This is a genomic window from Celeribacter sp. SCSIO 80838, from assembly GCF_056498065.1.
On the sequence record NZ_JAZKMA010000001.1, the window covers coordinates 2908790 to 2934971 of the forward strand.

The 26182-nt window shown below is 60.9% G+C and carries 23 protein-coding genes, 1 tRNA gene and 1 pseudogene; 10 read left to right on the forward strand and 15 right to left on the reverse strand.

Annotated elements, in window-relative coordinates; translation table 11 throughout:
- Positions 1-14 precede the first annotated feature (14 nt).
- From V1475_RS14590 to V1475_RS14620, 7 genes are all read right to left on the reverse strand, one after another.
- Positions 15-350 (reverse strand): 5-carboxymethyl-2-hydroxymuconate Delta-isomerase, encoded by a 336-nt coding sequence (locus V1475_RS14590; protein ID WP_479413333.1) that lies wholly within the window; start codon positions 348-350, stop codon positions 15-17.
- Positions 350-1810: a glutamine synthetase family protein gene (locus V1475_RS14595; RefSeq protein ID WP_479413334.1), complete on the reverse strand. Its 1461-nt coding sequence runs from the start codon at positions 1808-1810 to the stop codon at positions 350-352. The genes V1475_RS14590 and V1475_RS14595 overlap by 1 nt, the downstream gene beginning before the upstream one ends.
- A gap of 90 nt (positions 1811-1900) precedes the next feature.
- Positions 1901-3214 carry a Rieske 2Fe-2S domain-containing protein gene (locus tag V1475_RS14600; RefSeq protein ID WP_479413335.1) on the reverse strand — a complete coding sequence of 438 codons (1314 nt, stop codon included), beginning with the start codon at positions 3212-3214 and terminating at the stop codon, positions 1901-1903.
- 37 nt (positions 3215-3251) lie between these two features.
- Entirely contained in the window at positions 3252-3560 is a 309-nt protein-coding gene (locus tag V1475_RS14605; RefSeq protein WP_479413336.1) for a 2Fe-2S iron-sulfur cluster-binding protein, read from the reverse strand.
- A 104-nt stretch (positions 3561-3664) separates the two neighbouring features.
- Positions 3665-4975 carry a TRAP transporter large permease gene (locus V1475_RS14610; protein WP_479413337.1) on the reverse strand — a complete coding sequence of 437 codons (1311 nt, stop codon included), beginning with the start codon at positions 4973-4975 and terminating at the stop codon, positions 3665-3667.
- On the reverse strand, positions 4972-5487 hold the full coding sequence (locus V1475_RS14615; protein WP_434287114.1) for a TRAP transporter small permease: 516 nt from the start codon (positions 5485-5487) through the stop codon (positions 4972-4974). Before V1475_RS14615 ends, V1475_RS14610 begins: the two co-directional genes overlap by 4 nt.
- 97 nt (positions 5488-5584) lie before the next feature.
- A complete protein-coding gene (locus V1475_RS14620) occupies positions 5585-6598 on the reverse strand; it encodes a TRAP transporter substrate-binding protein (RefSeq protein ID WP_479413338.1) in 1014 nt (337 codons plus the stop codon).
- Between the two features lie 215 nt (positions 6599-6813).
- Here V1475_RS14620 and V1475_RS14625 point away from each other — a divergent pair, with 215 nt between their 5' ends.
- Positions 6814-7578 (forward strand): IclR family transcriptional regulator, encoded by a 765-nt coding sequence (locus V1475_RS14625; RefSeq protein ID WP_479413339.1) that lies wholly within the window; start codon positions 6814-6816, stop codon positions 7576-7578.
- Positions 7579-7593: 15 nt separating this feature from the next.
- On the opposite strand, the gene V1475_RS14630 is transcribed toward V1475_RS14625, so the two are convergent.
- Positions 7594-7923 carry a DUF3817 domain-containing protein gene (locus tag V1475_RS14630; RefSeq protein ID WP_434287111.1) on the reverse strand — a complete coding sequence of 110 codons (330 nt, stop codon included), beginning with the start codon at positions 7921-7923 and terminating at the stop codon, positions 7594-7596.
- A gap of 199 nt (positions 7924-8122) precedes the next feature.
- On the opposite strand from V1475_RS14630, the gene V1475_RS14635 reads away from it, so the two are divergent.
- Positions 8123-10759 carry a cation-translocating P-type ATPase gene (locus V1475_RS14635; RefSeq protein ID WP_479413340.1) on the forward strand — a complete coding sequence of 879 codons (2637 nt, stop codon included), beginning with the start codon at positions 8123-8125 and terminating at the stop codon, positions 10757-10759.
- Positions 10760-10766: 7 nt separating this feature from the next.
- Here the strand turns inward: V1475_RS14635 and V1475_RS14640 are convergent, their stop codons facing one another.
- The 3 genes from V1475_RS14640 to V1475_RS14650 all read right to left on the reverse strand — a co-directional run bounded on the left by V1475_RS14640 (position 10767) and on the right by V1475_RS14650 (position 14639).
- Positions 10767-12245, reverse strand: a complete 1479-nt coding sequence (locus V1475_RS14640; RefSeq protein ID WP_479413341.1) for an alkaline phosphatase family protein — start codon at positions 12243-12245, stop codon at positions 10767-10769.
- Positions 12246-12760: 515 nt separating this feature from the next.
- Positions 12761-13570 (reverse strand): DNA-binding transcriptional regulator, encoded by an 810-nt coding sequence (locus tag V1475_RS14645; RefSeq protein WP_479413342.1) that lies wholly within the window; start codon positions 13568-13570, stop codon positions 12761-12763.
- An 88-nt stretch (positions 13571-13658) separates the two neighbouring features.
- Positions 13659-14639 carry a VOC family protein gene (locus tag V1475_RS14650; protein ID WP_479413343.1) on the reverse strand — a complete coding sequence of 327 codons (981 nt, stop codon included), beginning with the start codon at positions 14637-14639 and terminating at the stop codon, positions 13659-13661.
- Between the two features lie 388 nt (positions 14640-15027).
- Here V1475_RS14650 and V1475_RS14655 point away from each other — a divergent pair, with 388 nt between their 5' ends.
- The 6 genes from V1475_RS14655 to V1475_RS14680 all read left to right on the forward strand — a co-directional run bounded on the left by V1475_RS14655 (position 15028) and on the right by V1475_RS14680 (position 20908).
- Positions 15028-16239, forward strand: a complete 1212-nt coding sequence (locus V1475_RS14655; RefSeq protein ID WP_479413344.1) for a type 2 periplasmic-binding domain-containing protein — start codon at positions 15028-15030, stop codon at positions 16237-16239.
- Between the two features lie 81 nt (positions 16240-16320).
- Positions 16321-16860 (forward strand): TRAP transporter small permease, encoded by a 540-nt coding sequence (locus V1475_RS14660; protein WP_479413345.1) that lies wholly within the window; start codon positions 16321-16323, stop codon positions 16858-16860.
- Complete coding sequence (locus tag V1475_RS14665; RefSeq protein WP_479413346.1) at positions 16860-18407, forward strand: TRAP transporter large permease; 1548 nt, start codon at positions 16860-16862, stop codon at positions 18405-18407. Before V1475_RS14660 ends, V1475_RS14665 begins: the two co-directional genes overlap by 1 nt.
- Before the next feature lie 61 nt (positions 18408-18468).
- Positions 18469-19188 carry a GntR family transcriptional regulator gene (locus V1475_RS14670; RefSeq protein WP_479413347.1) on the forward strand — a complete coding sequence of 240 codons (720 nt, stop codon included), beginning with the start codon at positions 18469-18471 and terminating at the stop codon, positions 19186-19188.
- A 57-nt stretch (positions 19189-19245) separates the two neighbouring features.
- Positions 19246-20085, forward strand: coding sequence for a fumarylacetoacetate hydrolase family protein (locus V1475_RS14675; RefSeq protein ID WP_479413348.1), 840 nt, complete (start codon positions 19246-19248; stop codon positions 20083-20085).
- A 43-nt stretch (positions 20086-20128) separates the two neighbouring features.
- On the forward strand, positions 20129-20908 hold the full coding sequence (locus V1475_RS14680; RefSeq protein WP_479413349.1) for an SDR family NAD(P)-dependent oxidoreductase: 780 nt from the start codon (positions 20129-20131) through the stop codon (positions 20906-20908).
- 701 nt (positions 20909-21609) lie between these two features.
- Here the strand turns inward: V1475_RS14680 and V1475_RS14685 are convergent.
- Positions 21610-22278 (reverse strand): ABC transporter permease, encoded by a 669-nt coding sequence (locus tag V1475_RS14685; RefSeq protein ID WP_479413350.1) that lies wholly within the window; start codon positions 22276-22278, stop codon positions 21610-21612.
- Positions 22278-22742: a hypothetical protein gene (locus V1475_RS14690; RefSeq protein ID WP_479413351.1), complete on the reverse strand. Its 465-nt coding sequence runs from the start codon at positions 22740-22742 to the stop codon at positions 22278-22280. Before V1475_RS14690 ends, V1475_RS14685 begins: the two co-directional genes overlap by 1 nt.
- 228 nt (positions 22743-22970) lie before the next feature.
- Here V1475_RS14690 and V1475_RS14695 point away from each other — a divergent pair, with 228 nt between their 5' ends.
- Together V1475_RS14695 and V1475_RS14700 are read left to right on the forward strand one after the other, a co-directional pair.
- On the forward strand, positions 22971-23300 hold the full coding sequence (locus tag V1475_RS14695; protein WP_096806485.1) for a hypothetical protein: 330 nt from the start codon (positions 22971-22973) through the stop codon (positions 23298-23300).
- Positions 23293-24258: pseudogene (locus V1475_RS14700) on the forward strand (recombinase family protein); the annotation flags it as partial. The gene V1475_RS14695 and the pseudogene V1475_RS14700, both read left to right, overlap by 8 nt.
- Positions 24259-24805: 547 nt before the next feature.
- Here V1475_RS14700 and V1475_RS14705 read toward each other — a convergent pair.
- Both V1475_RS14705 and V1475_RS14710 read right to left on the reverse strand, forming a co-directional pair.
- Positions 24806-24882, reverse strand: a tRNA-Arg gene (locus V1475_RS14705).
- 81 nt (positions 24883-24963) lie between these two features.
- Positions 24964-26181 (reverse strand): cysteine desulfurase, encoded by a 1218-nt coding sequence (locus V1475_RS14710; RefSeq protein ID WP_479413352.1) that lies wholly within the window; start codon positions 26179-26181, stop codon positions 24964-24966.
- Position 26182: the final 1 nt, after the last annotated feature.

A 26182-nucleotide genomic window follows, 5' to 3' on the forward strand; every position in this document is an offset into this window, starting at 1 on the left:
CCCTCTCGTCCCCCTCAGACCAGGGATTTCTTATAGGCCTCCGGGTCCATATCCCGGATATCCGCGCTGATCGCCCCAATCGTCGGACAGACCTGCCGCATCTTCGCGACCATGGCCTGCGACAATCCAAGTTTCGCCTCCGGCGTTCGCCCCGTCAGCATCGAAATCGTCATATGGATGAAGGACCGCCGCCCGTCACCGAACAGGATCGCCTCGGACGGCAAGAGCCGGACCTTGATATCCGCGCGCTGCATCACGCCACTCCCCGCCGCCGTCTCCAGCGCGGCGAGCAAGACGGCCTCCCGGTCGATGCCCGCCTCTGAGAAATACTCGATCACCACATGCGGCATCAGAAAATCCCGAAATATTCGTGCTGTTCCCATTCGGTAACGATGCTGAGATAGCGTTTCCATTCGGCGCGTTTCAGTGTCGACATGTATTCCGTGAACTCCGCCCCCAGAGCGTCGCGGAACAGGCTGCCCCGTTCGAAGGCCTCGATGGCGGCGATCAGGCTCGGCGGCAGAGCCCGGGCGTCATTGTCATAGGGGTTCTCGACCGGCGCGGGCGCGGTCAGCCCCTGCTCCAACCCCGACACGCCGGAGAGGATTTGCGAAGCGAAATAGAAATACGGGTTGGCGGTCGGCTCGGCCACGCGGTTCTCGATCCGGCTCGCCCCATCCCCCGGCACCATCAGCGCCCGCACCATGGCGCCGCGGTTGTCATAGCCCCATTCGATCCGATCCGGCGCGAGTTGGAAGGGCTGATAGCGTTTGTAGCCATTGACCGTCGGCGTGGTCAGCAGACAGCTTTCCGAAGCGTGCGCCAGAAGGCCAGCGATCCATGCCGAGACCTCCGGCGTCAAAGCGCCCGCCTCCGCCGGGATAAACACGTTCTCGCCCTTGCCGTTCACCAGCGACTGGTGCAGATGCCAGCCGCTCGACGCGCTGTTGGGCAGTTTCGGACGGCACATGAAGGTGGCGTGCAGGCCTTCGCGGGCACAGACCTCTTTGACCATGGTGCGGAACATAATCATGTTGTCGGCATGGGTCATCGGATCGGCGGGCTCGAAAGTAAACTCGAACTGGCTCGGCCCCATTTCCACCTCGGTCGAGCGCACCGGCAGACCAAGCGCCTGCGCATTGCGGCGCAACAGGTCCATCACCGGTTCCAGCCGGTCGTAATTCGTCTCCGCAAGGTATTGGTAGCCCTGATCGAGAAGCTTGGTCCTGACCGGCTGACCGGGCATCCCGGCCTCGTGGTGGCCAAGGCTGTCGCCGTCCCGGTCGAACACATGGAATTCGACCTCAAGCCCAACAACAAGGTTATACCCCAGCCCCGACAGTTTCTCGACCGCCTTGCGCAACACCGGGCGCGGCGCAAAGGGGATCGGCGTGCCGTCACGCGTGTAGGGATCGCAGAACAGCCACGCCGAATGCGGCGACCACGGCAGGATGCGAAACGTCGCCGGATCGGGCACCAGCACCATATCCCCCGCCCCGGACATGGTGGCCATCACGCCCTCGCTTTGGCCGTCCCAGATCGGGAACACCGTCCGGTTCGACGTGTCCTTGAGCAACAGCGTGCCGGGCAGGTTCAGCCCCGAACGGAACACCGAGGCCAAAGCGCCCACCGTCACCGTCTTGCCGCGCAACAGCCCGTGCTGGTCGGCAAAAACCACGCGCACCGTCTCGACCTTGCCGCCATCGAGTTGGGCCAGCAGATCGGCGGCCTTTTGCACCTGGGCTGCGGACAAAAGCCCCTCGCGCGCGAGGCGGCCGGAGCTGAGTTTTTCGAGATAGGCAGAGGTCATACGTGTGGTCCCCATTGACTTTGACGGGTTGGCTTTTGCGACGGGCCCCGAAAGGCCCGTCGAAATGGCGTTTTTAAACCGGAGCGGCGCTCAGATGATCGCATCCCAGGAGCAACCGCCGCGACGGATACCGTCCTCGGTCTTGTAGGCTGCATCGACATCGCCGTCCTCGGCAATCGCGTCGACGGAGATTGGCCCGAAGACGGTCGAGGCGTCCACCTTTTGCATCGGCAGGGCATCTTCACCGCCCTCCTTGAGCGCCGCAATCGCGGCCCGGAGCATGCGGCGATATTTGATGATCGCCACGTCGGATTTGCCCAAATGTTCATCGGTGCGATCCTGAATCGCCCCCATACTTTCGACTGCCCATTGGTCATGCACATTGATGTCGAGCCCCATGCCGGTGTAGGTCTCGCGCTCCTGCTCGTCCGGGTTGTAGCCGTAGTTGTTGCGCTTGTTCTTCAAGGGCGCGTAATCCGGCAGGCGGTGTTCCTTGAGCCGCTGTTCGCGCATCAACTCCTTGTTCACCGGCTCTTTGAAGCTGGTGAAAATCGAGTACCAGTAGCAGTTTTCATCGTCGATCGGCACGTGCCATTGGGTGATGATCATCTCCCGGCTCATCGGGATGGAGATCGCTTCCGGGAAGATCTGATTGGTGATCCGCACATGCACACGACCGTCGTCGAGATGACGCAGCGCGGTGATCTTAATGCCGAACTCGGTCTCGTCGACGGAGATCGCCGGGCGCGGGTATTCGCGCAGCAGTTTCGTCATCGGGATCTCGGTGTTCGCCGCCTTGTCGCGGAACTGTTTGCCGTAGCTGTCCGCCGGGTCCTCGTCCTGCAAGAAGCGGTGCAGGAAAGAGGCGTGCGCCGGGTCGATCCCCACTTCCATGGCCTGCAACCAGTTGCATTCCCACAGGCCCTTGAAGGCGAAAACATGGCTGTCAGGCGCGCGGAAACAGTCGAAATTCGGGAATTCCGGCGGCTCGCCCGGCCCCATATAGGCCCAGACGATGCCCGCGCGTTCCTCGACCACATAAGAACGTGCCTTGATGTTTTCGTGCATCCGCGAGCCTTCCGGTTCGGCGGGTTGCTCGACACATTGGCCATCGCGGTTGAAATGCCATCCGTGGAACGGACAGCGCAGCCCGTTGTCCTCAAGACGCCCGAAACACATGTCGGCACCGCGGTGCGGACAGTGGCGCTGAATGAGGCCGAGCTTGCCCTCGCTGTCGCGGAACAACACGAGGTCCTCGCCCATCAGCCGTACCGGCACCACCGGGCGTTTCGTGTTGAGTTCTTCGGACAGGGCGGCGGGTTGCCAATAGCGGCGCAACACCTCACCCGCATCACTTCCCGGACCCACGCGGGTCAGGCTGTCGTTCTGGCTTTGGCTCATCATGGTGGGGGTCTCCTTCCTATGAATGGACAGGTCCGGCTCAGGCCGGGACCTCGAAAACGGTGCCCGCAAGCTCGGGCGTGACTTTGATCTGACAGGACAGCCGACTGGTCTCGCGGCGCGGGCTTTCCGCGAAATCGAGCATGTAGGCCTCATAGTCGCCCGGGGCTTCGAACGCCTCGGGCGCATAGACGTGACAGGTGGCGCAGGACAGGCTGCCGCCGCATTCGCCTTCGATGCCGGGGATGCCTGCCATCACGGCGGCTTCCATCACGGTACGACCGGGCTGGACCTCGACCGGCGTCTCGGAGCCGTCGCTTTGGCGAAAGATCAGGGGGACGGATGTCATCTTTGTCTCCTCAGATATGGGCAGATATTGGTGTATTATCGCCCATTTGGTGTATTTTGATTTCAGGCATGCGAAGACCGGAAGACCGGTTTTCGCGAGATGTGTTAGAGCCGTCCGGTGAGCAACAAAGAGATCGCCGGGAAGGCCAGAAGGATGCCGAGGCGGATCACATCGGTGATCACGAAAGGGATCACGCCGACCATGATTTTCGACAGCGACGTGCCGCGCGAAGCGCTCTTGACCATGAAGAGGTTCATGCCCACGGGCGGCGTGATCAGGCCAAGCTCCACCGTCACCACGGCGATCACCCCGAACCAGATCGGGTCGAACCCGTTGGCGAGGATCACCGGGAAGAAAATCGGCACGGTCAGGAGGATCATCGCGAGGCTTTCCATGAAGCAGCCGAGGATCACGTAGAACAGCAGGATGGAGAGCAGCACCTGCCAGGGGCCGAAGCCGCTAGTGTTCAGGAAATCCACGAGCGCGTTGGAGAGCTGCGAGGTAGAGAGCACGAAACCAAACACCTCCGCCCCGATCAGGATCAGGAAGATCGAACCGCTGGTGGCGATGGTCTCAGTGAAGGCGGCAATGAGCTCCGCGCGCGGCACCTTGCGCCAGAGCGCGAAGATCAGTGCGAGCGCGGCCCCGACGCCGCCCGCTTCGGTCGGCGTGAAGAAATTGCCGTAAAGCCCGCCCATCACAAGACCGAAGAGCACGAGAGACGGCGCAAACAGACGCAGAATCACGAAATGACCTTCGGGCGCGATTTCTGCGTCGGTGATCTGCGACGCGCCCTCTTCCGGCGGCCAGACCCGCGCCATGATCAGGATCGTGACGAGATAAAGCAGGAAGGCCAAAATGCCCGGCAGGATGCCCGCAAGGAACATCGTGCCCACCGATTGCTCCGTGATCAGCGCGTAGAGCATGAGCGCGATGGAGGGCGGGATCAGGATGCCCAAAGTGCCGCCGGCGGCAAGCGAACCCGTGGCGAGACGGGTGTCATAGCCGTGGGATTTCATCTCCGGATAGGCAACACGGGTCATGGTGGAGGCGGTCGCGAGCGACGATCCCGAGACGGTGGAGAACACCGCACTTGCTGTCACCCCCGCCGCCGCCAGCCCGCCGGACCAGCCACGGGTCAGCAAAAGCGCGCCCCGGAACAGATCGGCGGCCACGCCCGAGCGCGAGATCAGATTGCCCATCAGCAGGAACAGAGGAATGAGCGTAAAGCTGTAGCTCGTCACCGTCTCGAACGTGGCGGTTTTCAGGATGCTGAGCGCGGGCGAGATGCCGATGATGGCGGAAAACCCGGCAAAGCCCACAGCGATCATGGCCAGTCCGATCGGCGCACCCAAAATGACGATGACGAACATCACAGCGATGGAAATATATCCGATGATCAGGGGCGTCATCATGAGAGCTCCGCATGGTGGCCATCGGCGGTGAGCGCTTCTCTGAGCGCGATCACGGCCAAGGCGAGACATTCGAGCGTATAAAGCCCGTAGATCAGGAACATCGGAATGCGCAGGTCCTGGGTTTCCTCGGAGCGGGCGAATGTGGCCTGCGTTTCATGCCAGAACAGCCAGACCAGCACGAGGGCGAAGGCCAGAATACCGACGAACCACAACCGCGCGACCAGCGCCTTGAGCAAGGGCGGGAACCGCCCGACCAACAGGTCGACCGCGATCATACCGCCGCTCAGCGAAGCTGCGAGCGCCGCAAGCGCGACAATGCCCAACAGGTAAGACACCTGTTCGATCGCACCGGGGATCATGAAATTCACCGCCGTGTCGGTGGCGTCGAAAACGATCCGCGCGAGCACGTTAAAGCCCACGACAAAGACCATATAGAGCAGACAGAGCGCCGCAATGCCGAGACAGGCGGCCTCCATCCATCCGGCGATGCGCCGGATTGCGGAGATAAGCATGTGCGTTCCTGTGACTTGTGTCAGCTTTGGAATTGGACAGGTTTGGTTATGACGGGCCGCAAAGGGATCGAACGGCCCGCCGGGATCGTGAGGGAGCTCAGTTCAGCTCGGTCTCACAGTCCGTAACATAACCTTTCACAGCCTCATAGGTCGCCGTCCCCGGCAGGCCTTCACCGTTGAGGAAGGAGATATAGCTGTCGGTCGCAGCCAGCGCCGCGGCGTCCCATTTCACCCGCTCCTCGTCGGAAAGCTCGATCACGGTCGACTCGGTTTTCAGCCGCTCCAGCACTTTCGCGCCTTCGCTGTCATAGCCGCCGCCTGCGGTCACCGCCCATTTCATGCCGGAGTTTGCATCGACAGCCGCCTTGGCTTCGGGGGAAAGAGATTCATATTTGGCCTTGTTCATCGTCGAGATGAAGGCGAGCGCATAGAACCCGAACACGGTGTGATATTCGGTCAGCTCGTCGAGACGGAAGCTGTCGACGCTTTCCCAAGGCAGCATGTAGCCGTCGATGGCCCCGCGTTGCAGCGACTCGTAGGTGTTGGGGGCAGGCATGCCCACCGGCTCGGCACCGAGATTGGTCAGAAGCTCGCCCACCACCTGCGTCGGACGGCGCAGTTTCAGGCCCTTCATGTCCTCGAGCGTATAGACCGGTTTCTTGGAGGTGTGCAGATGCCCCGGATCGTGAGTGTGCACGAAAATGATATGCGTGTCGGCATATTCCTCATCCAAAGCGCCGGAATCGTAGAGCTTCTGGAAAGCGCAGGAGCCGACCGCGCCGGTTTTGAACAGGCCCGGAAGCTCCATGATCTGGCTCAGAGGGAAGCGCCCGGCGGTATAGCCCGGCACGGTCCATGCGATGTCGGCGATGCCTGTGACGGCATTGTCATAGCCTGCCGCCGCCTTGCCCAACGTTTGCGCCGGGAAGACCTGAACATCGACTGCACCGCCGGAGGCCTCTTCGACCGCCGTGGCCCAGTCTTCGAAGATCGTCTGGTTCTGCCAGCTGGCGGCGGACATGAAATGCGCATAGCGCAGCGTTTCGGTGGCATGGCTGGGGGCTGCGACACCAAGCGCCAGCGCACTGGTGAGAGCGATTTTTTTCAGCATGGCTATCCATTTCTCCCTGTTGGATTTGCTGTATGTAGACCCTGTGTCCCTTTTGGGTTTCATCAGGTTTGTGCGATAATATACCAAGTGGTCCCAATACGCACAAACCTGTCAAGCCTCAAAGAGCCTGTCGACGGGCCTTGCCGTGGGTCATACAATAAAGGCACAATATTTGGGCCGCTTTTTTTAAGAACCGAAGATCAAGGGCAAGAAACGTGCAGAGCGAAATCCCGACCAAAGACATTTCCCTGACTTTCATGAAGGGAATGACGGTGCTGCGCGCCTTCGATGAGACTCACAGTCGGCTGACGCTGGCGGAAATTTCTCGCCTCACAGGGATCGAACGCGCCGTGGTGCGGCGTCTCGTTCTGACGCTGGTCTATCTCGGCTATGTCCGAAAGGAAGAGAATCGCTATTCGCTGACGCCGCATGTCCTTGTGCTCGGCAGCGGCTTTTTACGCGGCAACGAATTCGGTCGGGTGATCCAACCGCTCATTGAAATGTGCGCCCGCGAGTTGGGCTATAGCGTCGGCCTCGCCATGCGCGACAGTTCGGACGCAGTCTATGTCGCGCAATCTTCGCAACAGAACGCCCGCTACACCTTCGGCTTTACGGTCGGCAGCCGCCTGCCGCTTCTGAGCACCTCGATCGGGCGCATGTTGCTCGCGTGGGGCGATACGGATTGGGCCGAAGACATGATCGAGACGCTGGGGATCGAGCGGTTCACCGCCGAGACGCTGATGGAGCGCGACCAGATCGCCGAGGCGGTGCGCAGGACGCGTGAGCGCGGCGTCTCCATCGTCGAGGGCGAATTCGAGGCGGGTGCGGTGGGGATTTCCGTGCCGGTGGGGCCTCTGGGGCGTTCAGAGACCGCGCTGGGCCTGTCGGAACCGCAAACCGCGATCCGGCCCGAGGATTACGACCGGCTCACGGAAGTCCTGCACCGCTACGCGGCGCAGATCGCGACCGCTTTGAAATAAGTTCGGCTTGTGACCTCAGCGCCCGTAGACCTCAACGCCGCGACGTTTGAGAAACGGATCGTTGATAAAGGTGCCGAGCGGCACGAGGGAGGCCACGAACGCCCTGCCCTTGTCGCGCCCCTGCCAGCCGATGCCGCGCATCACGATCAGCATGAGCGCGATATAGGCGAGAAAGGCATAGCCGTGGACCGGCCCCATCACCTTGACCCAGCTCGGGTTCTCAAGCCCGTATTTGATCGGCATGGCGACGAAGAACAGCAGGATCGTAGTCACGCCCTCGATCAGGGCGATCACGCGGAACAGCGAGAACAAACGTTTGTTTTGGGGCGCGGGGGTCTGGGTCATGGCGGCACTCCGGTGCGATCTTGTTTTGGGGCGTCTGGCGAAGCTGAGTGCAGCGGCGGGACAGCGGTTTGCGTGATCCTAGCAAACCGGGCCGCCGGGATGAACCCGCGCGCATTGCCGCAGGGCTGACCCGTCGATTGGACAAAGCCGCCTGGACTTCCTAGGCTGGGGCCAAAGAACACTGCCCGCAGGATCGCCCATGCCCTCCCCGATCCCCGAAACGCCGCACGCCAAACCGGCCGAAGAGCTGGCCGCGCTCATGTCCGTCTCGCCAGAGCGGGGCCTGAGCGCCGAAGAGGCCGCGCGGCGGCAAACGGTGTACGGCCCGAACCATCTGCGACAGCGAAAACCCCGAAACCTCTTGTCCATCCTTCTGGCGCAATTTCAAAGCGTCGTGGTCTATCTTCTGGCTGCGGCCGCCGCTCTGGCGCTCGCCATGGGCGATCTGCCAGAAGCGCTCGCCATCCTTGTCGTCCTGCTGATCAACGGGCTGATCGGATTTCTCACCGAAGCGCAGGCCACGCGGTCGATGGAGGCACTGCGGCATCTCGCCGAAACCCGCTGCCGGGTGCGTCGCGACGGGCAGGATCAAATGATCGCCGCACAAGACCTCGTCCCCGGCGACATCGTCGTGCTGGAAGCCGGCGATGTGGTCACCGCCGATCTGCGGTTGATCCGGTGCGCCGGAATGCAGGCCGACGAGTCGATCCTCACCGGCGAAGCCGTGCCGGTCGACAAGGACAGCGCCCCCGTGCCCGCCGACACCGATCTGGCCGAGCGCCGCTCCATGGCGTGGAAAGGCACCGCCATCACCCGCGGCACCGGCGAGGGGCTGGTGATCGGCACCGGCATGGAGACAGAAATCGGCCGGATCAGCCGTCTGGTTCAGGAGGCCCAGCCGGAGGCGACCCCGCTTGAGGCGCGGCTCGACCGGTTGGGGCAAAAGCTGGTCTGGCTGATGCTGGCACTGGCCGGGGTGACCATTCTCGCGGGGCTGCTGCGCGGGCATCCGCTGGGCGAGATCGTCCAGACCGGCGTCGCGCTCGCCATCGCCGCTGTGCCGGAGGGGCTGCCGGTTGTCGCCACGCTCTGTCTGGCGCGCGGCATGTGGCGCATGGCCCGGCGCAACGCGGTGATCAACCGGCTGTCTTCGGTCGAAACGCTGGGCGCGACGACGCTGATCCTGACCGACAAGACCGGCACGCTGACCGAGAACCGGATGACCGTGGTGCGCTATCTGACCGAGGACGGCGCGCATACGATTCTGCCCGGAACTGTCGCGCCCCCGGCCCCCGGCTCAGCGCTGGAACTGGCGATGCGCATCGGGGCGCTGTGCAACTCTGCCGACGTGGGACCGGAGCTCGGAGCCCCGCCCACCGGCGACCCGATGGAGGTCGCGCTCCTGAGCATGGCGCAGCGCGCAGGTCTTGCGCAGGGGCCGGACAGCCCCGTCACCGAGCACGCTTTCGACCCGGAGCGCATGATGATGGCCCATGTCCATGCCGAGGGCGCGGGCTTTCTCTATGCGGTCAAGGGCGCGCCCGAAGCGGTGATCGCAGCCGCCGAACAAGAGCTGACCCCGGAGGGCCCCCGCCCGCTCTCCCCAGAGACCCGCGCCGACTGGCGCAGCCGCGCTCAGGCCATGGCATCCGAGGGGCTGCGCTGTCTGGCACTGGCGATGAAACACGATCCTCTGCCCGATGCCGCGCCCTACGCAGGTCTGACCCTCGTGGCGCTGGTGGCGCTCGCCGACCCGCTGCGCGCCGACATCCCCGACGCCATCGCCGCCTGCCACCGCGCGGGCATTCGGGTGATCATGCTGACCGGCGATCACGCCGCCACCGCCACGCGCATCGCCTCGGACGCCGGGATCGGCGATGGCACGGTGGAGGCTTTGATCGGCAAAGATCTCGCGGGTTTCGATCCCGAGCATCTGGACGGCCCGGAAGCCGCGCGCGTCGCCCAAAGCGCCGTTTTCGCCCGCGTCACCCCGGAGACCAAGCTGGCGCTGGTGCGGTTCTTCCAGAACGCGGGCCATGTCGTCGCGATGACAGGCGACGGGGTGAACGATGCCCCGGCGCTCGGCAAAGCCGACATCGGCATCGCCATGGGCCAGCGCGGCACGGAGGTCGCCCGCGAAGCCGCCGATGTGGTGCTGCGCGACGATTCCTTTGCGACAATCGTCGCAGCGGTGCGCGAAGGCCGGATCATTTTCGACAATATCCGCAAATTCGTCGTCTACCTGATGTCCTGCAACATCAGCGAGGTTCTGGTGGTCGGGCTGGCGGTCGGCGCAGGGCTTCCGGCGCCGCTTCTGCCGCTGCAAATCCTGTTCCTCAATCTCGTCACCGATATTTTCCCCGCCTTCGCCCTCGGCCTCAGCCGCGGTGACGCAAGCGTGCTGGAGCGCGCGCCCCGAGATCCCGCCGAGCCGATCATGCGCCGGGCCGACTGGCGGCGGGTGATCGTGTTGGGCGGCGCGATCACACTTGCCACCATCGCGGCTTTCCTCCTCGCGCTGCGCCATCTGGCCCTGCCGCCGCATCAGGCCGTGACCGTCGCCTTTCTGACGCTCGCTCTGGCGCAGCTCTGGAACGTGTTCAACGCCCGCGCGCCGGGCCGCCGGACGTCGCGCGACGGTGACATCGGCAATCCCTATGTCTGGGGCGCGATCGCGCTTTGCCTGCTGCTGATCGCCGGGGCCATGTTGATCCCCGGTCTGGCGACGCTGTTGCAACTGCCCTACCCCGGCCATACGGGCGTTCTTCTCGCACTCGGCATGAGCCTTGTGCCTCTGATCTTTGGTGCCGCCTATCTCGTGCGCGCCCACGATTGAGGCGGGATCAACCAAACGGTCGGCTGGCCGCCGCCAGACGCCGATCCAGCAGACGCCCACGCAACCGCGACAGCTCTTCGGCACAGGCGGCATCCCCGGCGCGGTTCAATCGCTCGCCTTCGGGACTATCGAGATCGAACAACATCGGCGGCACGCCGCCCGCGAAATGCACGTATTTCCACCGCGCCTCGCGCAGGATCGCCGCACGACAGTGTTCGGGCGGCAGGCCAAATGCGCGCTCGAACCGCGTCGGTTGACCCGGCTCGCCGAATTCGACCTCCATCATCACCGCATCGCGCCAGTCTTGCGGGGCTTCCCCTCTGAGCCAGGGCATCAACGAACGCCCGTCCATCTGTGCGGGTGCCACACCGCCCAGCCACTCAAGGATGGTCGGCGCAATATCGACACTTTCCGTGAGCGCCGTCACGCGCCCCGACACGCCACCCGGCATTCGGATCATCAACGGCACGTGATACGCCGCCTCGAACACGCTGTCCTTGCCCCAATGCCCGTGATCGCCAAGCATCTCGCCATGATCGGCACAGAGCACCACCATGGTGTTTTCCGTCTGCCCTGTCTCGTCGAGAAACTGCATCAGCCGACCGAGCTGGTGATCGAGCTCCGCCAAAAGCCCGAGATAGGTCGCGCGCACCTTGGCCGCAGTCTCCTCCGAAATCGAAGCGCAATCGCCATCGAAGCCCCAGAACATGCCGAACTGGCTCCGCTCCGACTGCCACGCTGCCACGAAAGGATGATCACAAGCGCCTTTGATCGGCGCAGGCACCGCCGCCGGATCGACCAGATCGTTATAGGGCGCAGGGGCGACGAAAGGGGGATGCGGGCGGATATAGGTCACATGGGCGAACCACGGTTTTGATCGGCGCACCGCCATGGCACTGAGCGTCCGGTCGGTCAGATAAGCCGTGTCGCTGTCCTCCGCCCGATAGAGCGCGGGGCCGCCCAGCACATCACCCTCCGGCCGGTAGAGCCGCCAGATGTCCGGGCTTTCCGCCTGAAACGTGTCATAGCCTTTGGAATTAAGATAGGCGGGCCATTCCGCCCCCTGCTCCAGCCGCATCTCCACGATTTCGCGAAACCCCGGCAGGACGCTTTCGTAAATGCGATTGTCCGGGTCGTTCGGGTGCAGGCCGGTGGGATCGGGCTGCACATCCGTATAGCCGAACAGCAAGGGTTCATAGCCCAACTTGCGCGCTTCGAGCGCAATGTTGCCCGTCCCCGGTGCGAGAGGCGCACCGTTGCGGATCGCACGATGGGTCATGGCATATTGCCCGGTGAGCAAGCTCGCCCGCGACGGGCCGCAGGGCGCAGTCACCGTGAAATGATGCTCAAAGCCCACGGCACCGGCGCGAAACGCATCGAGGTTCGGCGTCGGCACCGCCTCGGCAAGCGCACCGAACACGGCATCGGCGCGCAGCTGGTCGATAACGATGAACAGCACATTCTTTTGGGGCTTCCCGGCGGTCATACTCAAACCTCATCTCAGTGTCGCGCCCGACTGTTGACCGGTTGCGCAGATTTGGCAAGCAAGCACACCAACCGCTTTGAGAAGCGGCCTACAATCTATGAGAAAGGTGAAATGGCGCACACGGGGGGAATTTCAATGCTGTAAGAAAAGTGTTGGAACGATGGGAATCTATCCTTCCAACATGAGGATACGACCATTGAGAGCGCCATTGATTCAGGCGACAGTGGCGACGCCAAGTTTGGCCGCATGAATGTCCCAGACGCAAGGAAACTGCGCGTTCTTGAGGATGAGAACGCCCGGCTGAAGCGGCTGCACGACCCGCAGCCATAGTGCGGGGACGCACATCTTCACGATAGGCATTGATCCCCGCAACACCCGAAAAAGGCGCACTGAGGCTGTCAGCCGTCTCAGCGGCAAACTGGTAACCGCGCGGCGAACCTACAGCCTGCACCAGCATCGGCGGCACCTGCGGCACCTGCGGCGAAGGCACGGTCGAACCGCTCCGAAAGGTAGGCTCAACAAGGCGATGAATTGGTTATATGCAGGGCGGCTGCGATCTCTCCGGCGGCCTCTTTCAACGTGTTGCCATAGTCGTTCAACGCCTGCTCTTTGCTCATGGCGCTGCGAATCCAGATCAGGGACACACAGCCGGGCACCATCTCTCCGACCCGAACAGGCACGGCCAGCGCGGCGGTTTCCGGGCGGAACGGGCCGCTGTCCCGGATGGCGATGCCCCGGTGCCGGGTCTCGTCCAAAAGCGGTGTCAGCACGGTCTCCGAAAGCAGGGGCAGATCGTCTTCCGCCCCCAGCGCCCGCAGATGATCGAGGATGCGCACCCGCTCCTCCGGCGGGCAAAACGCGAGATAGGCGCGCCCCGCAGAGGTATGCAGCATCGGCAGGCGCACCCCGCTCATACCCCGATCGATGGACAGCGGCGAACGGCCATGAGTGGTTTCCTGTACCACCATGGCAGCGTTGTGATAGACTGTCAGATCGAGCGGCCAGATCACTCGTTTCGCATAATCGGCCAAAATCGGCCCGGCGATCTGCACCACCTCCGAACTCAGCGAAAACCCGTCGCCCAGAGCGGAGGCGAGACGGGTGACGCGCACCGTGCTGGAACTGGCGGAAAAGGCGACATAGCCCAGTTCTTCGAGCGTTTCGAGCAGGCGATAGACGGTGGGACGGGGCAGATCGAGCGCTTGGGCGATCTCCCCCGGACGTGTGGCCCCGGTTTTGTTGACGAAATGCAGGATCGCCAGACCGCGGGCAAGCGAACGCACGGGCGGAGCGCCGGAATTCAGTCGGGACGGGTCGCGGGGCATGGATAGGCCGATCTCGTGGGCGTGGCGGGCATCCTCTCACAGCTCGGGGCCAGAGGCCAGAGCAGAGACAAACGCTGCACTCCGAAACTTATTTCCCCAGCTTCGCCAATTCGCCGTAAAGCCACGGGCACTCCGCCACCTGCGGTCCACGAACCCCGCGTTCGGCGGCATCGAGCCGCATATCGCGCAGCCGTTTGCGCCCGCCCTCTTCGGTCAGATAAAGCCGCTCATGGCCCCAGAAGCTCGGACCGTCATGGGTCTCGTGCGGCTCCCATGTCGCCTCGTCGATGATCATGCCGCCCCAGCCGTTTTCAACGAAAAACCCGGAAGGGGAATGGGCATAATAGGAGGTCATCAGATCGTTGATATGACGGCCAAGCGTATAGGCCACACGGCCCTCTTCGAGATTGGCAAGATCGTAGCCTTGACCCACATCGTCGAGGTTCTGGAATTCGACCATGAAATGGTGAAACCCTTCCTGACCGGAGCCGACCATGGCAAAGCTGTGATGCCGTCCGTTGACATGGAAGAAATAAAGCCCGTAGGGCGTCAGCCCGTAATCGGTCACCTTGAAATCCAACAGATCGCGGTAGAAGGGCAACATCACGTTGATGTCTTTGACATGCAGAACCGCGTGGCCCATGCCGTAGGGCCCAGTCCTGAACCCGTCAATCGGACGCCCGGGCACGAAAGGATCGGAGGCGATCATCGGGTTGTAAAACAGCTCCACCCGGTTGCCCATCGGATCTTCGAACCAGATCAGCCCCTCGACAAAACGGCGGTCGCACAGTTCCTTCGAACCGAGGTTTACCCGCACGCCCGCCTTGTCGAGCCGGGCCGCATAGGTCTGAAGATCGTCCTTATGCGCCACCTCCCAGCCCATGAAGGCCAAGGTGTCGCCCGGTTCGTCGGACACCAGAAGCCGCTGCATCTTGTCGTCCATGCGAAAGGCCAGCGCCTTGCCGCCACGGTCGATTTTCTGCATGCCCAGAAGCCCGCCGGCAAAATCCGACCAGTCGTCGAGCTTGTCGGAGCGGACCCCGAGATACCCCAGTGCCGTGATTGCCATGTCTCTCTCCCATATCGAATTCAGAGCGCTGTCAGAAGGCTGTTCGGGCCAATCTGTCTGTCGTTCGGAGCGCTTTCGCAAAAGCATAAGCCAGATCCCTGGTGCGCCGATATGCCGAGATTCAAAATGTCCGTTCTATGGACACGCATGATTATAAATGATTTTTTATCTTATTTGAGCGCAAACCACGCTCAGCTCCGGGCCTCCGACCTGTGTGTCGCTCCCGGATCTGTTGACCGGAAAAGATTTTCATTTATAGAATCGATTCCTGAGGAGACAATCGTTTCAACCCGATCACCAGCCCCCTGACACAGCCGTTCTGCCGTGTCGGAGGTTCCTTCGACGCGTCGGGACGAGGCCTCACTTTTGTTCACGGGAGGAAATAAACATGAAATCTCTGCTGACGGCTGCCACCCTGTCCACCACCCTGTTTGCGATCCCGCTCACCGGGGTGTCCGCCGAAGGGCTGGCCGACATGAAGCCGATGACGCTGCGCGTGGCGTCTCTCTACGGGCCGGACAACTGGTTCACCGCACCGATGGAGGCCTATACCTCCCGTCTCGAAGAGCGCAGCGGCGGCAAGCTGACATTCGAATATTACTACGCAGGCAGCCTCGTGCCCGCCAAGGAGCTGACCTCCGCGCTCGGGGACGGTATCTTCGATTTCGGCTTTGTTCTGCCCGCTTATGAACCGGCGAAATTCTCCGTCGACGAATGGCAGGGCAGCCTTGCCATCCCCTCGGAACAAAACCCCATTCTGGAAGTCGCGACCACCGCTTTGGCGGGCTATGAATGGAACACCGGGCTGACGGCACACACGCAACAGCTTCTGGATGCCGGGATTTTCCCGGTCATGCCGTCCTTCTCGATCACCGGCCCCTACGGCATTCTCTGCAAGGATGAAAATGCCACCATGGCCGATCTCGAAGGCAAACGCAGCCGGGTGGCAGGCGAGACATGGACCAAAGAGGCCCAGAACCTCGGGCTGACCCCGGTCGCTTTGCCGATCACCGAAGTCTATCAATCCTTCCAGTCCGGCGTGATCGATTGCTGGATGGGCGGTCTGGCCGACGCGGGTGCGAACGGTTTTTTCGACCATGGCAAATATTTCAACCTCGGCGTGGGCCTGACCGCCTATGCGCAGTCGGTCTACGGGTTCAACCTCGACACATGGAATGCCTTCCCCGAGGAGCTCAAGGCGATCGTCTGGGATGAAACCGCACAATACGCCTCCGAATTGCTCGAAGCGGCTCTGAAACAGCAATTGAATGCCGCAACTTCCAGCCTTGAGAATGGGGTGGTCTACACCACGCCGGATGCGGAGATGCGCGCCAAAGTTGATACCTATCACGATGAGGTTCGTGAAAACGCCGCCGCCAACAGCCCGGCAGAGGTCGAAGACCCGGCGGCAGAAGTGGCCCGTCTCGCGGAGATTCGCGACAAATGGCATGGGATTCTGGGCGATAAACTTGGGTTCGGCGGCGATTATACCTCTTGGGGCGATTTTGTCGCCAAGGGCGGGGAGCTACCGGATTTCGCACCGCTCAAGGCGCATATCCTGAGCGAGATCGTCACCCCTTTTGCGACCGCGCAGGAGTGAGGACACGCGCGGGGAGAGAGCTCTCTCCCCGCCTGCCCTCTCTATGCCCACAGACACGCCCCCGGACAGATGAGATGTCTCATGACCCAGAACACCCCTAAACAGTTCCCGTCGATCTGGCGGATCGGAAAAACCGCCCTCATCGGGCTGGGCACTTTCTGCCTTTATGCGCTGGTCCTTCTGACCTTTGCCGATGTGCTGTCGCGCAACCTTTTCAACAGGCCGATCCCCGGTGTGTTGGAGGTGACCGAATATTGGTTGATGGTCCCGATGGTGTTTATCGGCATCTGGTGGGCCGGACTCGGACATGAGCATGTGCGCGTCACCATGCTGACCGAAGCCTTGGGCCGCAATTCTCTGAAACTGGCGGAAAGCGTGGTGGCCCTGATCTCGATCCTGATCCTTCTGCGCATGGCCTGGCTCGGGTTCCATGTCGCCTATGAAAGCATGAGCGATGGCGAATATGCCGGGGCCTACAAGATCGTGATCTGGCCCGTGCGCTTCGTGACTGCCCTCGGCTTTCTGAGCTTCGCGCTGGTGATTGCCAAGCATATCTACCTTGTCCTGTTCCGCGCCGAGACCGATGCCGAGGAACATATGGAAAGCCCGGAGGCCCTTTGATGACACAGGAACCGACCACGATGTCCGATCAGACCTCACATCTTTCCACCGCATCCGAATCTACGGCCGGACTTCCGGCTGAAACTCAGGCAGATCCGCATCCGTGGAAAGGTGTCACATGGGTCATCCTGCTGACCGTTCTGTCCGCCGCTTTCGGCCTGTTGTTCTTTGTCGATATGGCGCGCGAATTGCGGGCCGTGGTGGCGCTCGGGCTGATGTTCTCGCTCATGGGGCTCGGCATGAGCGTCGGGCTGGCCATGGGGATTGCCGGGGCAGTCGGGCTTTATGCCGTGCTGGGGTCCCGGGCGCTCGATTCCAGCCTGTCGCAAGTGCCGTTCACCACCGCCTCAAGCTCCACCTTCATCGTCTTGCCGATGTTCGTCTTCATGGGGCTGATGCTTTGGTATTCCGGCATCACGACCAAACTGTACGCCGCCGCGCGCATCCTGTTTTTCTGGCTGCCGGGCAATCTTGCCGCCACCACGAATATTGCGGGTGCGGGGCTTGGGGCGATCAGCGGCTCGACCGTCGGCAGCACCTATGCGCTCGGCCGCATCGCCATCGCCGAAATGCTGCGCTACGGCTATGACAAACGTCTTGCCGTGGGCTCGGTGCTCAGCGCGGGGACCATCGGCCAGTTGATCCCGCCCAGCATCATGATGGTGATCTTTGCGGGCTTTGCCGAAGTGCCCGTCGGGCCGCAGCTTTTGGCCGGCACAGTCCCGGGCATTCTCTTGACACTGGCCTATGTGATGACCGTGGTCCTCATCGCCCTGATGAAACCCGATTGGGTCGGCAAGGGGCGCAAACAGGCGCAACAGGTCGCCATCGAAGAGGCACGCGAACCTGAGGGCCGGGAAAAGCTTCGGATCGTGATCGAAGCCTGGCCGGTTCCGGTGCTGATCCTTGTGATCTTCGGCGGTCTGGGCGGCGGGTTTCTGACCGTCACCGAATGCGCCGCTGTCGGGGCGGTGGGGTCCGCACTTTATTGCCTTGCGGTGCAAGACGGGCGCAGTTTTCTGAAGTCCCTGCTGGGGGCGGCCCGTGGCACGTTGTCGGCGGTGGGCTCGGTTCTGATCCTGATCATCGGGGCTGCCATTCTCAGCCGTCTTCTGGCGGTCACCGGCGCGGCCCAATGGCTGTCGGCCAATATGAAGCAGATGTCGGAAAATATCGTCCTGTTCTTCGGGCTGCTGATCCTGCTTTATCTCGTGCTCGGCATGTTCATGGATGCGATTGCGATGATGCTTCTGACCGTGCCGCTGATCATGCCCATCGTGGTCGCAGCAGGCTACGATCCGATGTGGTTCGGCGTGTTTCTCGTGCTGATGGCCGAGATCAGCATTCTGACGCCGCCTGTCGGACTCTTGGTCTTCATCGGCCATCGCATGGCGCAGGACCCGGAGATCAACATCGGCCATAGCGTGTCCCTGAAGGATGTGTTCGCCGGGGTGCTTTTGTTCGTACCGCTGGCTCTGGCCGTGGTCATTCTGATCACGATCTTCCCCGATCTCGTCACATGGCTGCCGCAACAGGCGGTGCGCTGATCCGCTTTCACTCCAAGTCTTTTCCCCAACGCACGCGTTTCAAACCACAAAGGCCCATCCCATGTCCAAAAGAGGCGACGCGAAATCACTGGCACTTGATGTCTACCAACGCATCCGGCAAGGCATTTTCGACGGTCACATCACCCCCGGCACCCGGCTGCAACCCAGTGTGCTGGGCAAGGAATACAGTGCCAGCACCACCGTGGTGCGCGAGGCCCTGATCCTGCTCAGCGGCGACCGGCTTGCGGTGTCGCAGATCGGGATTGGCTTTTCCGTGCCGGAGCTGGATCGCAAGGAGCTGCGCGATTTGACGCTTTTGCGCTGTCACAACGAAACGCTGGCCCTGCGTCTTGCAATCGAACGTGGCGGGGTGGATTGGGAGACCGAAGTGCTTTCGGCCCATCATCGCCTGTCGCGGACCCGGCGCCGGACACCGGAGGACGAGTTGCATGGCAACCCGGATTGGTTCCATGCGCATCGCGCCTTTCACGCCAAGCTGATCGAGGGCTGCGATATCCCGGCGCTCACCGACATTTGCGACAAGCTGGCCGCCGCCACAGAGATTTACCGCGTTTCCTCGGGGCCGGTCACCACGAGCAGCGCCCGGGATGTGGAGAAAGAGCATGCCGATCTTCTGGAGGCCGTGCTGGACCGGGATGCGACCCGGGCCGAGGCGCTTCTGAGGCAGCATTATCAGGCGACCGTAGACAATCTCCTGGCGCATTGGCCCAGCGACACGGAGGCGTCTCTCACGCCTTCGACCGAGACCACCGATCTTTGACTCCGCCCCCCCCCAAAGGGGCCGCACGTAACATACCAGACCCAAAAGGAGAGACGAATGCGTCTTGTGTCTTTTATTTCCTCCTCCGGCCAGCCGAGCTACGGCACGGTCGAAGGTTCCGATATCCTCGATGCCGGGGCTGTCCTGCGGGACCGCTATCCCGATCTGCGTGCGGTTCTGGCCGCGGATGCTCTGGCCGAACTGGAGGGCGTGGGCGAGAAAACGCCGCTGGGGGACGTGACCCTGCTGTCGCCGATCCCCAGCCCGGAAAAGATCATCTGCGTCGGGCTGAATTACATGTCCCATATCGAGGAAACCGGACGTCCGAAACCGCAACACCCGTCGCTTTTCACTCGTTATCCCTCGTCTCTCGTCGGTCATGGCACCCCGCTCGTGCGTCCGAAAGCCAGCCATGATTTCGATTACGAGGGCGAACTGGCCCTGATCATCGGCAAACCCGGACGGCATATCGCAGCCGAGGACGCGTTCGATCACATCGCGGGCTATACCTGTGTCAACGAGGGCTCGATCCGCGATTACCAAATCCACACCACGCAATTCTGGCCGGGCAAGAGCTTTGAGGCCTCGGGCTCCATCGGCCCGTGGATGTCGACCCCGGATGAGCTGGGCGAGATCACCCAACAGGTCCTGACCACGCGCATCGATGGCGAGATCGTGCAACAGGCGCGTTTCGACGATCTGGCGATCTCCATCCCGGAGATCATCGCCTATGCTTCGACCGTTCTGACGCTTCAGCCCGGCGATGTGATCGCCACCGGCACCCCGGGCGGGGTCGGCAAATTCCGCAAGCCCCAGCTTTACCTCAAACCGGGCATGGTGGCCGAGGTCGAGATCACCGGCATCGGCACCCTGAGCAACGGCGTCGTGGACGAATGAGGCTGCGGCCTCGAAAAGACGTTTCAAAGAAGGAAACACAAAGATGAACAACAGGTTCGAGGGCAAAATCGCCTTTGTCACCGGGGGCACCGGGGCGCTGGGAACCGCGATCGGCAAACGCATTGCGCAAGAGGGCGGCACGGTCTTTCTCGCCGATCTGGCACCCGAGAAAACCGACAGCGTCATGGCTGCATTCGAAGGGCTGACACCGCCCGTGATCCTGCCGCTCGATGTCACTTCGGACGAGAGCTGGCGTGCGGCCCTGGACGAGGTGGTGGCGATGGCAGGCAAGCTCGACGTTCTGGTCAATGCCGCGGGGGTTGTCGGCAACGGCACCTTCCTGATCGATGCGCTGCCGACAGCCGAATGGCACCGGATCATGTCCGTCAATGTGGACGGTACGTTTTTGGGCACGCGCGAAGCGATCCGGGTGATGAAGGACACGGGCGGCGGGGCGGTGGTCAACATCGGGTCCACCACTGCCTTTGTCGGCAGTCTCGATGCCATTCCCTATAATGTCAGCAAGGCCAGTGTGCGCGCCCTGACCCGCAACGCCGCTTTCAGCGCGGGTAAAAGCGGCTATAAGGTGCGGGTCAATGCCGTGCATCCGACTTGGGTCTGGACGCCTCTGGTCGAAGCCATGCTGATCAAGAAATTCGGCTCCAAGGAGGCGGCGCTTGAGGTCATTCTGGCTCAGCATTGTGTCGAACGTTTGCCGGAGCCTGCCGATATCGCCAATGCGGTGGCGTTTCTGGCCTCCGACGAGGCGGCGATCGTGACCGGAGCCGATCTTGTGGTCGATGGCGGGCGAACGCTCGGTTAGTTCCTGTCGTATACGGTTGGTGGCGCGCTTAAGCACGGCTCTGAAAATCATGTCTGACGTCAGCACCAACGGGACAGTTTAAGGTGATTTGATAAGAGAGGGTCTGGCTCATCGTAACCGCCAAGACGTGAAGATGAGCCAGACCCTCTCTGAGATCAGGAGCCCAACTGGCCCAAAAACTCTGACGGCGGACACGATTTCATCGTCAGAATTTCCTCATTCATTTTTCGAGAAAATTCTACTTTCAAACGCCCCTAAGTTTCGGGGGATTAACAACTGATCTGTCAAATTCCGGCGCTTCGCCATTTTCGTATCCCTTCAAAGCTTCGGTATACACCCTGGCTCACGGTTCGATTTCCCAGACCCGCTTCACTCAAAGCCCCTCGCAGCGCGGCTGTAATGAGAACAAAACGGCCTATTGCGCATGACTTTCCCGAGGGCACAGATCTCAGCGTTCATGATGAAAATACGCTCGTTTCTGTCGACCACACACGCAACAATCGGCCTCGAAACACACTCGAATGGAAACCGCCAGCAGAGGTGTTGGAACAGGTTCCGTCACAAGACATCAGTCAATCGTTGCGACGATCAATTGAAGCCGTCTAAATCTGACGATCATATAGATGGCACGGCTGACCGAGGCCCGAAATCGCCCCCTCGGTCGGTCGTGTCGGCATGATGCGGACAGAAACCTGCCCCTCTCACTTCCACCAGATCAGTTTCGCATCGAGCGTCGCCAGAATGCCGTAGAGGATCAAACTGCCCGTAGACGCGACGATGACAGCCCCCCAAACTGTGACGTAATCAACGATTGCCGTGGCTTGGTAAATGGTTTGTCCAATCCCGGAATAGGCTCCCAACATTTCTGTCACGATCACCGTGATGGTCGCACGCGAAAGACCGATGCGCATTCCGGTCATGATCGAAGGCAGGGCTGCGGGAAATTGCAATTTCCGCAAAACGCCGAGACGGCTGGCGCCAAAACTGCGCAACAGATTGATCTGATCCTTCGGTGAGGATTGCAATCCGCTGACGCCGTTCAAAAGCACAACAAAGCTGACGGCGAGAGCGGCCATGGCAATCTTGGAGTCGTCTCCCAAACCGAACCACATCAAGGCAAGAGGAACGAATGCCGCCGTTGGCACAGAAGAAATTGCCACGGCCACAGGCATGATCAGATCATGGGTCCATTCCGACAGCACCATGATCATCGCGAGCGCGATCCCGATCACAGTGCCGATCAGAAAGCCGATCAACGTGTTTTTGAGCGTGACCGTGATGTTGCTGCCGAGCTTGTCCCAGTCGTCGAAAATTCCGCCGAATATCTCGATGGGCGTCGGAAGAATGTAGTTCGGGAGTTTGAACGCCATCACCGTAAACTGCTGGAGTGCCCCTCTGCCTCACTGTCCAACTCAAAGCAAAACCGTTCCCCCAGCCGCAGGGTCATATCTGCGGGCTTCAACTGGCTTTCTCTCTCGACGATACCCATTGATTTGGGAACCAACACCAGCCGAAACCGATCTGATCGCGCTCGCTCTTCAAGAATAGCCTGCCAGCGTTGCTCTGGCGTTTCTGGGAATTTCTCAGGAGCGATTTGATGGAGAAGATTGAAATGATGCTCCGTCAGCCATTCATAAATTAGCTTCGCATAGGCCCGTCGGATTTTACCTTTGCGAAAGTTCGCAACATAATCCTTTCCCATCACGATCTTCCGCCCGAGAGCGGCATCCATGATCTGATACACTGTCAGATTGAGAAGCTTCCCCACATTAAAAGTCAATTTATAGAGCTGCATGCGCTCCTCTTCAGACGCCTTCAGCCAATCAATATCCACAAAAAATTCCTGCTGCCGAATACCCGTTCTTACCCGCAGTCTGCCTCATGATTTGCCATTCTGACCAGCTTATTTTCAGGCCAGTCACTATCATTGAGTGCAAATAACGCTTTGGAAAATAGGACTATTGCCCTATTATGTTCTTCTTTTGTTCCTGCTTGCGTGCAATGCAGGAACTCAACAGAGGAGACCAAAGTAACGCACAAACAGGCAGAAAGGACACGGAACATGACCGATACACCCCCAGATTTTAACCCAGAGACCGCACCGCCGCGTCTCACCATCGACTGGGACGCCTATCTGCCGTTCTTCGAGAATGAAGAGATTTCCGATCAGGACAAACAAGAGCTGATCGAAGCCCTCTGGGCGATTGTCGTGAGCTTTGTCGATCTCGGATTTGGCGTCCATCCCGTCCAGCATGTCTGTGGACAAGACATCTCTTTGCCTGCCCCACCGTACAGCGATGTGGTAGACTGTGAGGTAACACCAACAGATCAAAACGACACCATGCCTTTGGACAGCACACCACAGGCAGGGGAAGGGAGTCCCGATGTTTGATACCACCCCAACACAAGCCCTTATTTACTGCCGCGTCTCTTCGACCAAACAAAAGCTCTCTGGTGGCGGATTGGAATCTCAGGAGCATCGGTGTCGGCAATATGCCGAGGCCAAAGGCTATGACGTTGCAGCGGTCTTTCCCGATGATGCGTCAGGCGGCGGGACATTCATGAAACGCCCCGGTATGGTCGCGCTTCTGAGCTTTCTTGATGCGCAGCCCGAGAAAAACTTTGCTGTGATCTTTGACGATCTCAAGCGCTTTGCCCGCGACACCCAGTTTCACATCATGCTCCGCAATGAGCTTTCCGCTCGTGGGGCCAAGGTGGAATGCCTGAACTTCACCTTCGAAGACACGCCCGAGGGGCGCTTTGCCGAAACCATCTTCGCAGCCCAAGGCGAATTGGAGCGGGAACAAAACCGCCGTCAGACATTGCAAAAGATGCGCGCTCGCATCGAAAAGGGCTATTGGGTGTTCAGTGCACCCATTGGCTATCGCTATCAGCGCAGTCGTGAGCATGGCAAACTTCTGATCCGTGATGAACCTGCTGCGTCTTCCGTTCAGGAAGCATTGGAAGGCTATGCCTCTGGACGTTTCCAGACCCCGACAGAAGTGCGCCGCTTTTTGCAAAAGCACCCGCAGCACCCAAAAAACACCATCCATCCTCAGCGCATTCACGACATGCTGACCCGTCCCGTCTATGCGGGTATGGTCGAAGCCCCCTCATGGGGTATCTCCTTGCGTCAGGGCTTCCATGAGCCCCTGATCAGCTATGAGACCTATTGCCAAATTCAGGACCGCCTGAACGGCAAACCAACGGCCCCAATGCGCGTAGATATTGACGAGGCCTTTCCGTTGCGTGGGTTTCTGCTCTGCGAAGACTGCGGCAAGCCCATGACGGCTTGTTTCTCGACCAGCCAGACCGGCGCGAAGCATCCGTATTACTGGTGCAAGACAAAAGGCTGCCCAAGTCACCGCAAAAGCATTCGCCGCGCCAAGGTCGAGGATGACTTCGAAGCATTTCTTGGCACGCTGCAACCCACCAAAGGGTTCTTCGACCTGCTTCAACGCATGTTCTCGGATGCATGGGCGGCACGCTCGGCTTTGGAGAACATGTCGCGGGAAGACGCCAAGCGCCAGCTCGTCAAGCTCGACGGACAGATTGCCAATCTCGTGGAACGGATCATGGACAGCAGCCAGCCTGCGGTGATTGCCGCCTATGAAAAGAAAATCAGCACTTTGGAACAAGAAAAGCTGGTGATGAAAGAGCGGATCGCCAAACCGCAGGAAGAAAAAACACGCAAAGGGACGTATTACGAACTCGCCCTCGCATTTTTATCAAGCCCACAAAGGATTTGGCAGGAGGGGAATTTTGCATGGAAGCGGATCGTCCTGAGATTGGCCTTTATGGAGCCAATTATCTATTCCCGTGAGAAAGGTATTCGAACTCCAAAAACCACCTTACCATTCAAGGCCTTAGAGGTGTTTCATAAGGAAAAATGTGAAATGGCGCACCCAAGAGGATTCGAACCTCTGGCCTCTGCCTTCGGAGGGCAGCGCTCTATCCAGCTGAGCTATGGGTGCGCGGGCTGACCGCGTCAGTGCGCCTGTCTATAGGCGATGCGTGCCGGGCGTGCAATCGGTTTTCACGCCCGGCAAATCATCTTAGCCGAAGAATTCACGGCAAAGCTCAAGCGCGTCGACCAGACGGTCGATCTCCTCCGTCGTGTTGTACATCGCAAGGGAGGCGCGGCAGGTGGCGGTGACACCCATGTGCTGCATCAATGGCATGGCGCAATGGCTTCCGGCCCGAACCGCGACGCCCTTTTTGTCCAGGACGGTCGAGATGTCATGCGGGTGCGCACCCTCCATGGTGAAGGAGAAAATCGCCCCCTTGCCCGGTGCCGTGCCCTGCACATTGAGCCAGTTGAGGTTTTGCAGCTTCGCGGTCGCATAAGCGGCCAGTTCGGCCTCATAGGCGGCGATGTTCTCCATGCCGATCTGCATCAGGTAATCGAGCGCCACGCCCATGCCGATGGTCTGAACGATACCGGGGGTGCCGGCCTCGAATTTCAACGGTGGTTTGGCGTAGGTCACGGCGTCCTTCGTCACCGTGTCGATCATATCGCCGCCGCCGAGGAAGGGGCGCATTTCGGCCTGACGCTCAGCGCGGATGTAGATCGCGCCGGAGCCGGAAGGCCCGTAAAGCTTATGCCCGGTGATCGGATAGAAATCGCAGCCCATGTCCTGCACATCGACCGGGCCATGCACCGCGCCTTGCGAGCCGTCGACCAGCGTCGCCACGCCACGCGCGCGCGCGGCATGGCAGATGGTTTTCACATCGACCCGCGTGCCGGTGACATTGGACATTTGCGTGATGGCGACGAGTTTCGTCTTCGGCCCGATCGCATCGATCACCGCCTGCGGATCGAGCGATCCGTCCGGCGCACAATCGACCCATTTCAGGACAACGCCCTGACGGTCGCGCAGGAAGTGCCAGGGCACGATATTGGCGTGGTGTTCGAGCACGGAGAGCACGATCTCGTCGCCCGGGCCCAGATGCTCCGCGCCCCAGCCATAGGACACGAGGTTGATCCCCTCGGTCGTCCCGGAGGTGAAGATGATCTCATCCTCATGCCCGGCGTTCAGGAACTTGGCCACCACTTGGCGCACGTTCTCGTACTTGTCCGTCGCCAGATTGGACAGGAAGTGCAAGCCACGGTGAACATTGGCATATTCCGACGTATAGGCCTGCGTGATCGCGTCGATCACCACCTGCGGCTTTTGCGCGGAAGCGCCATTGTCGAGATAGGTCAGCGGCTGACCGTTGACCTCGCGCGCGAGGATCGGGAAATCGGCCCGGATTTTTGCGACATCGAACATG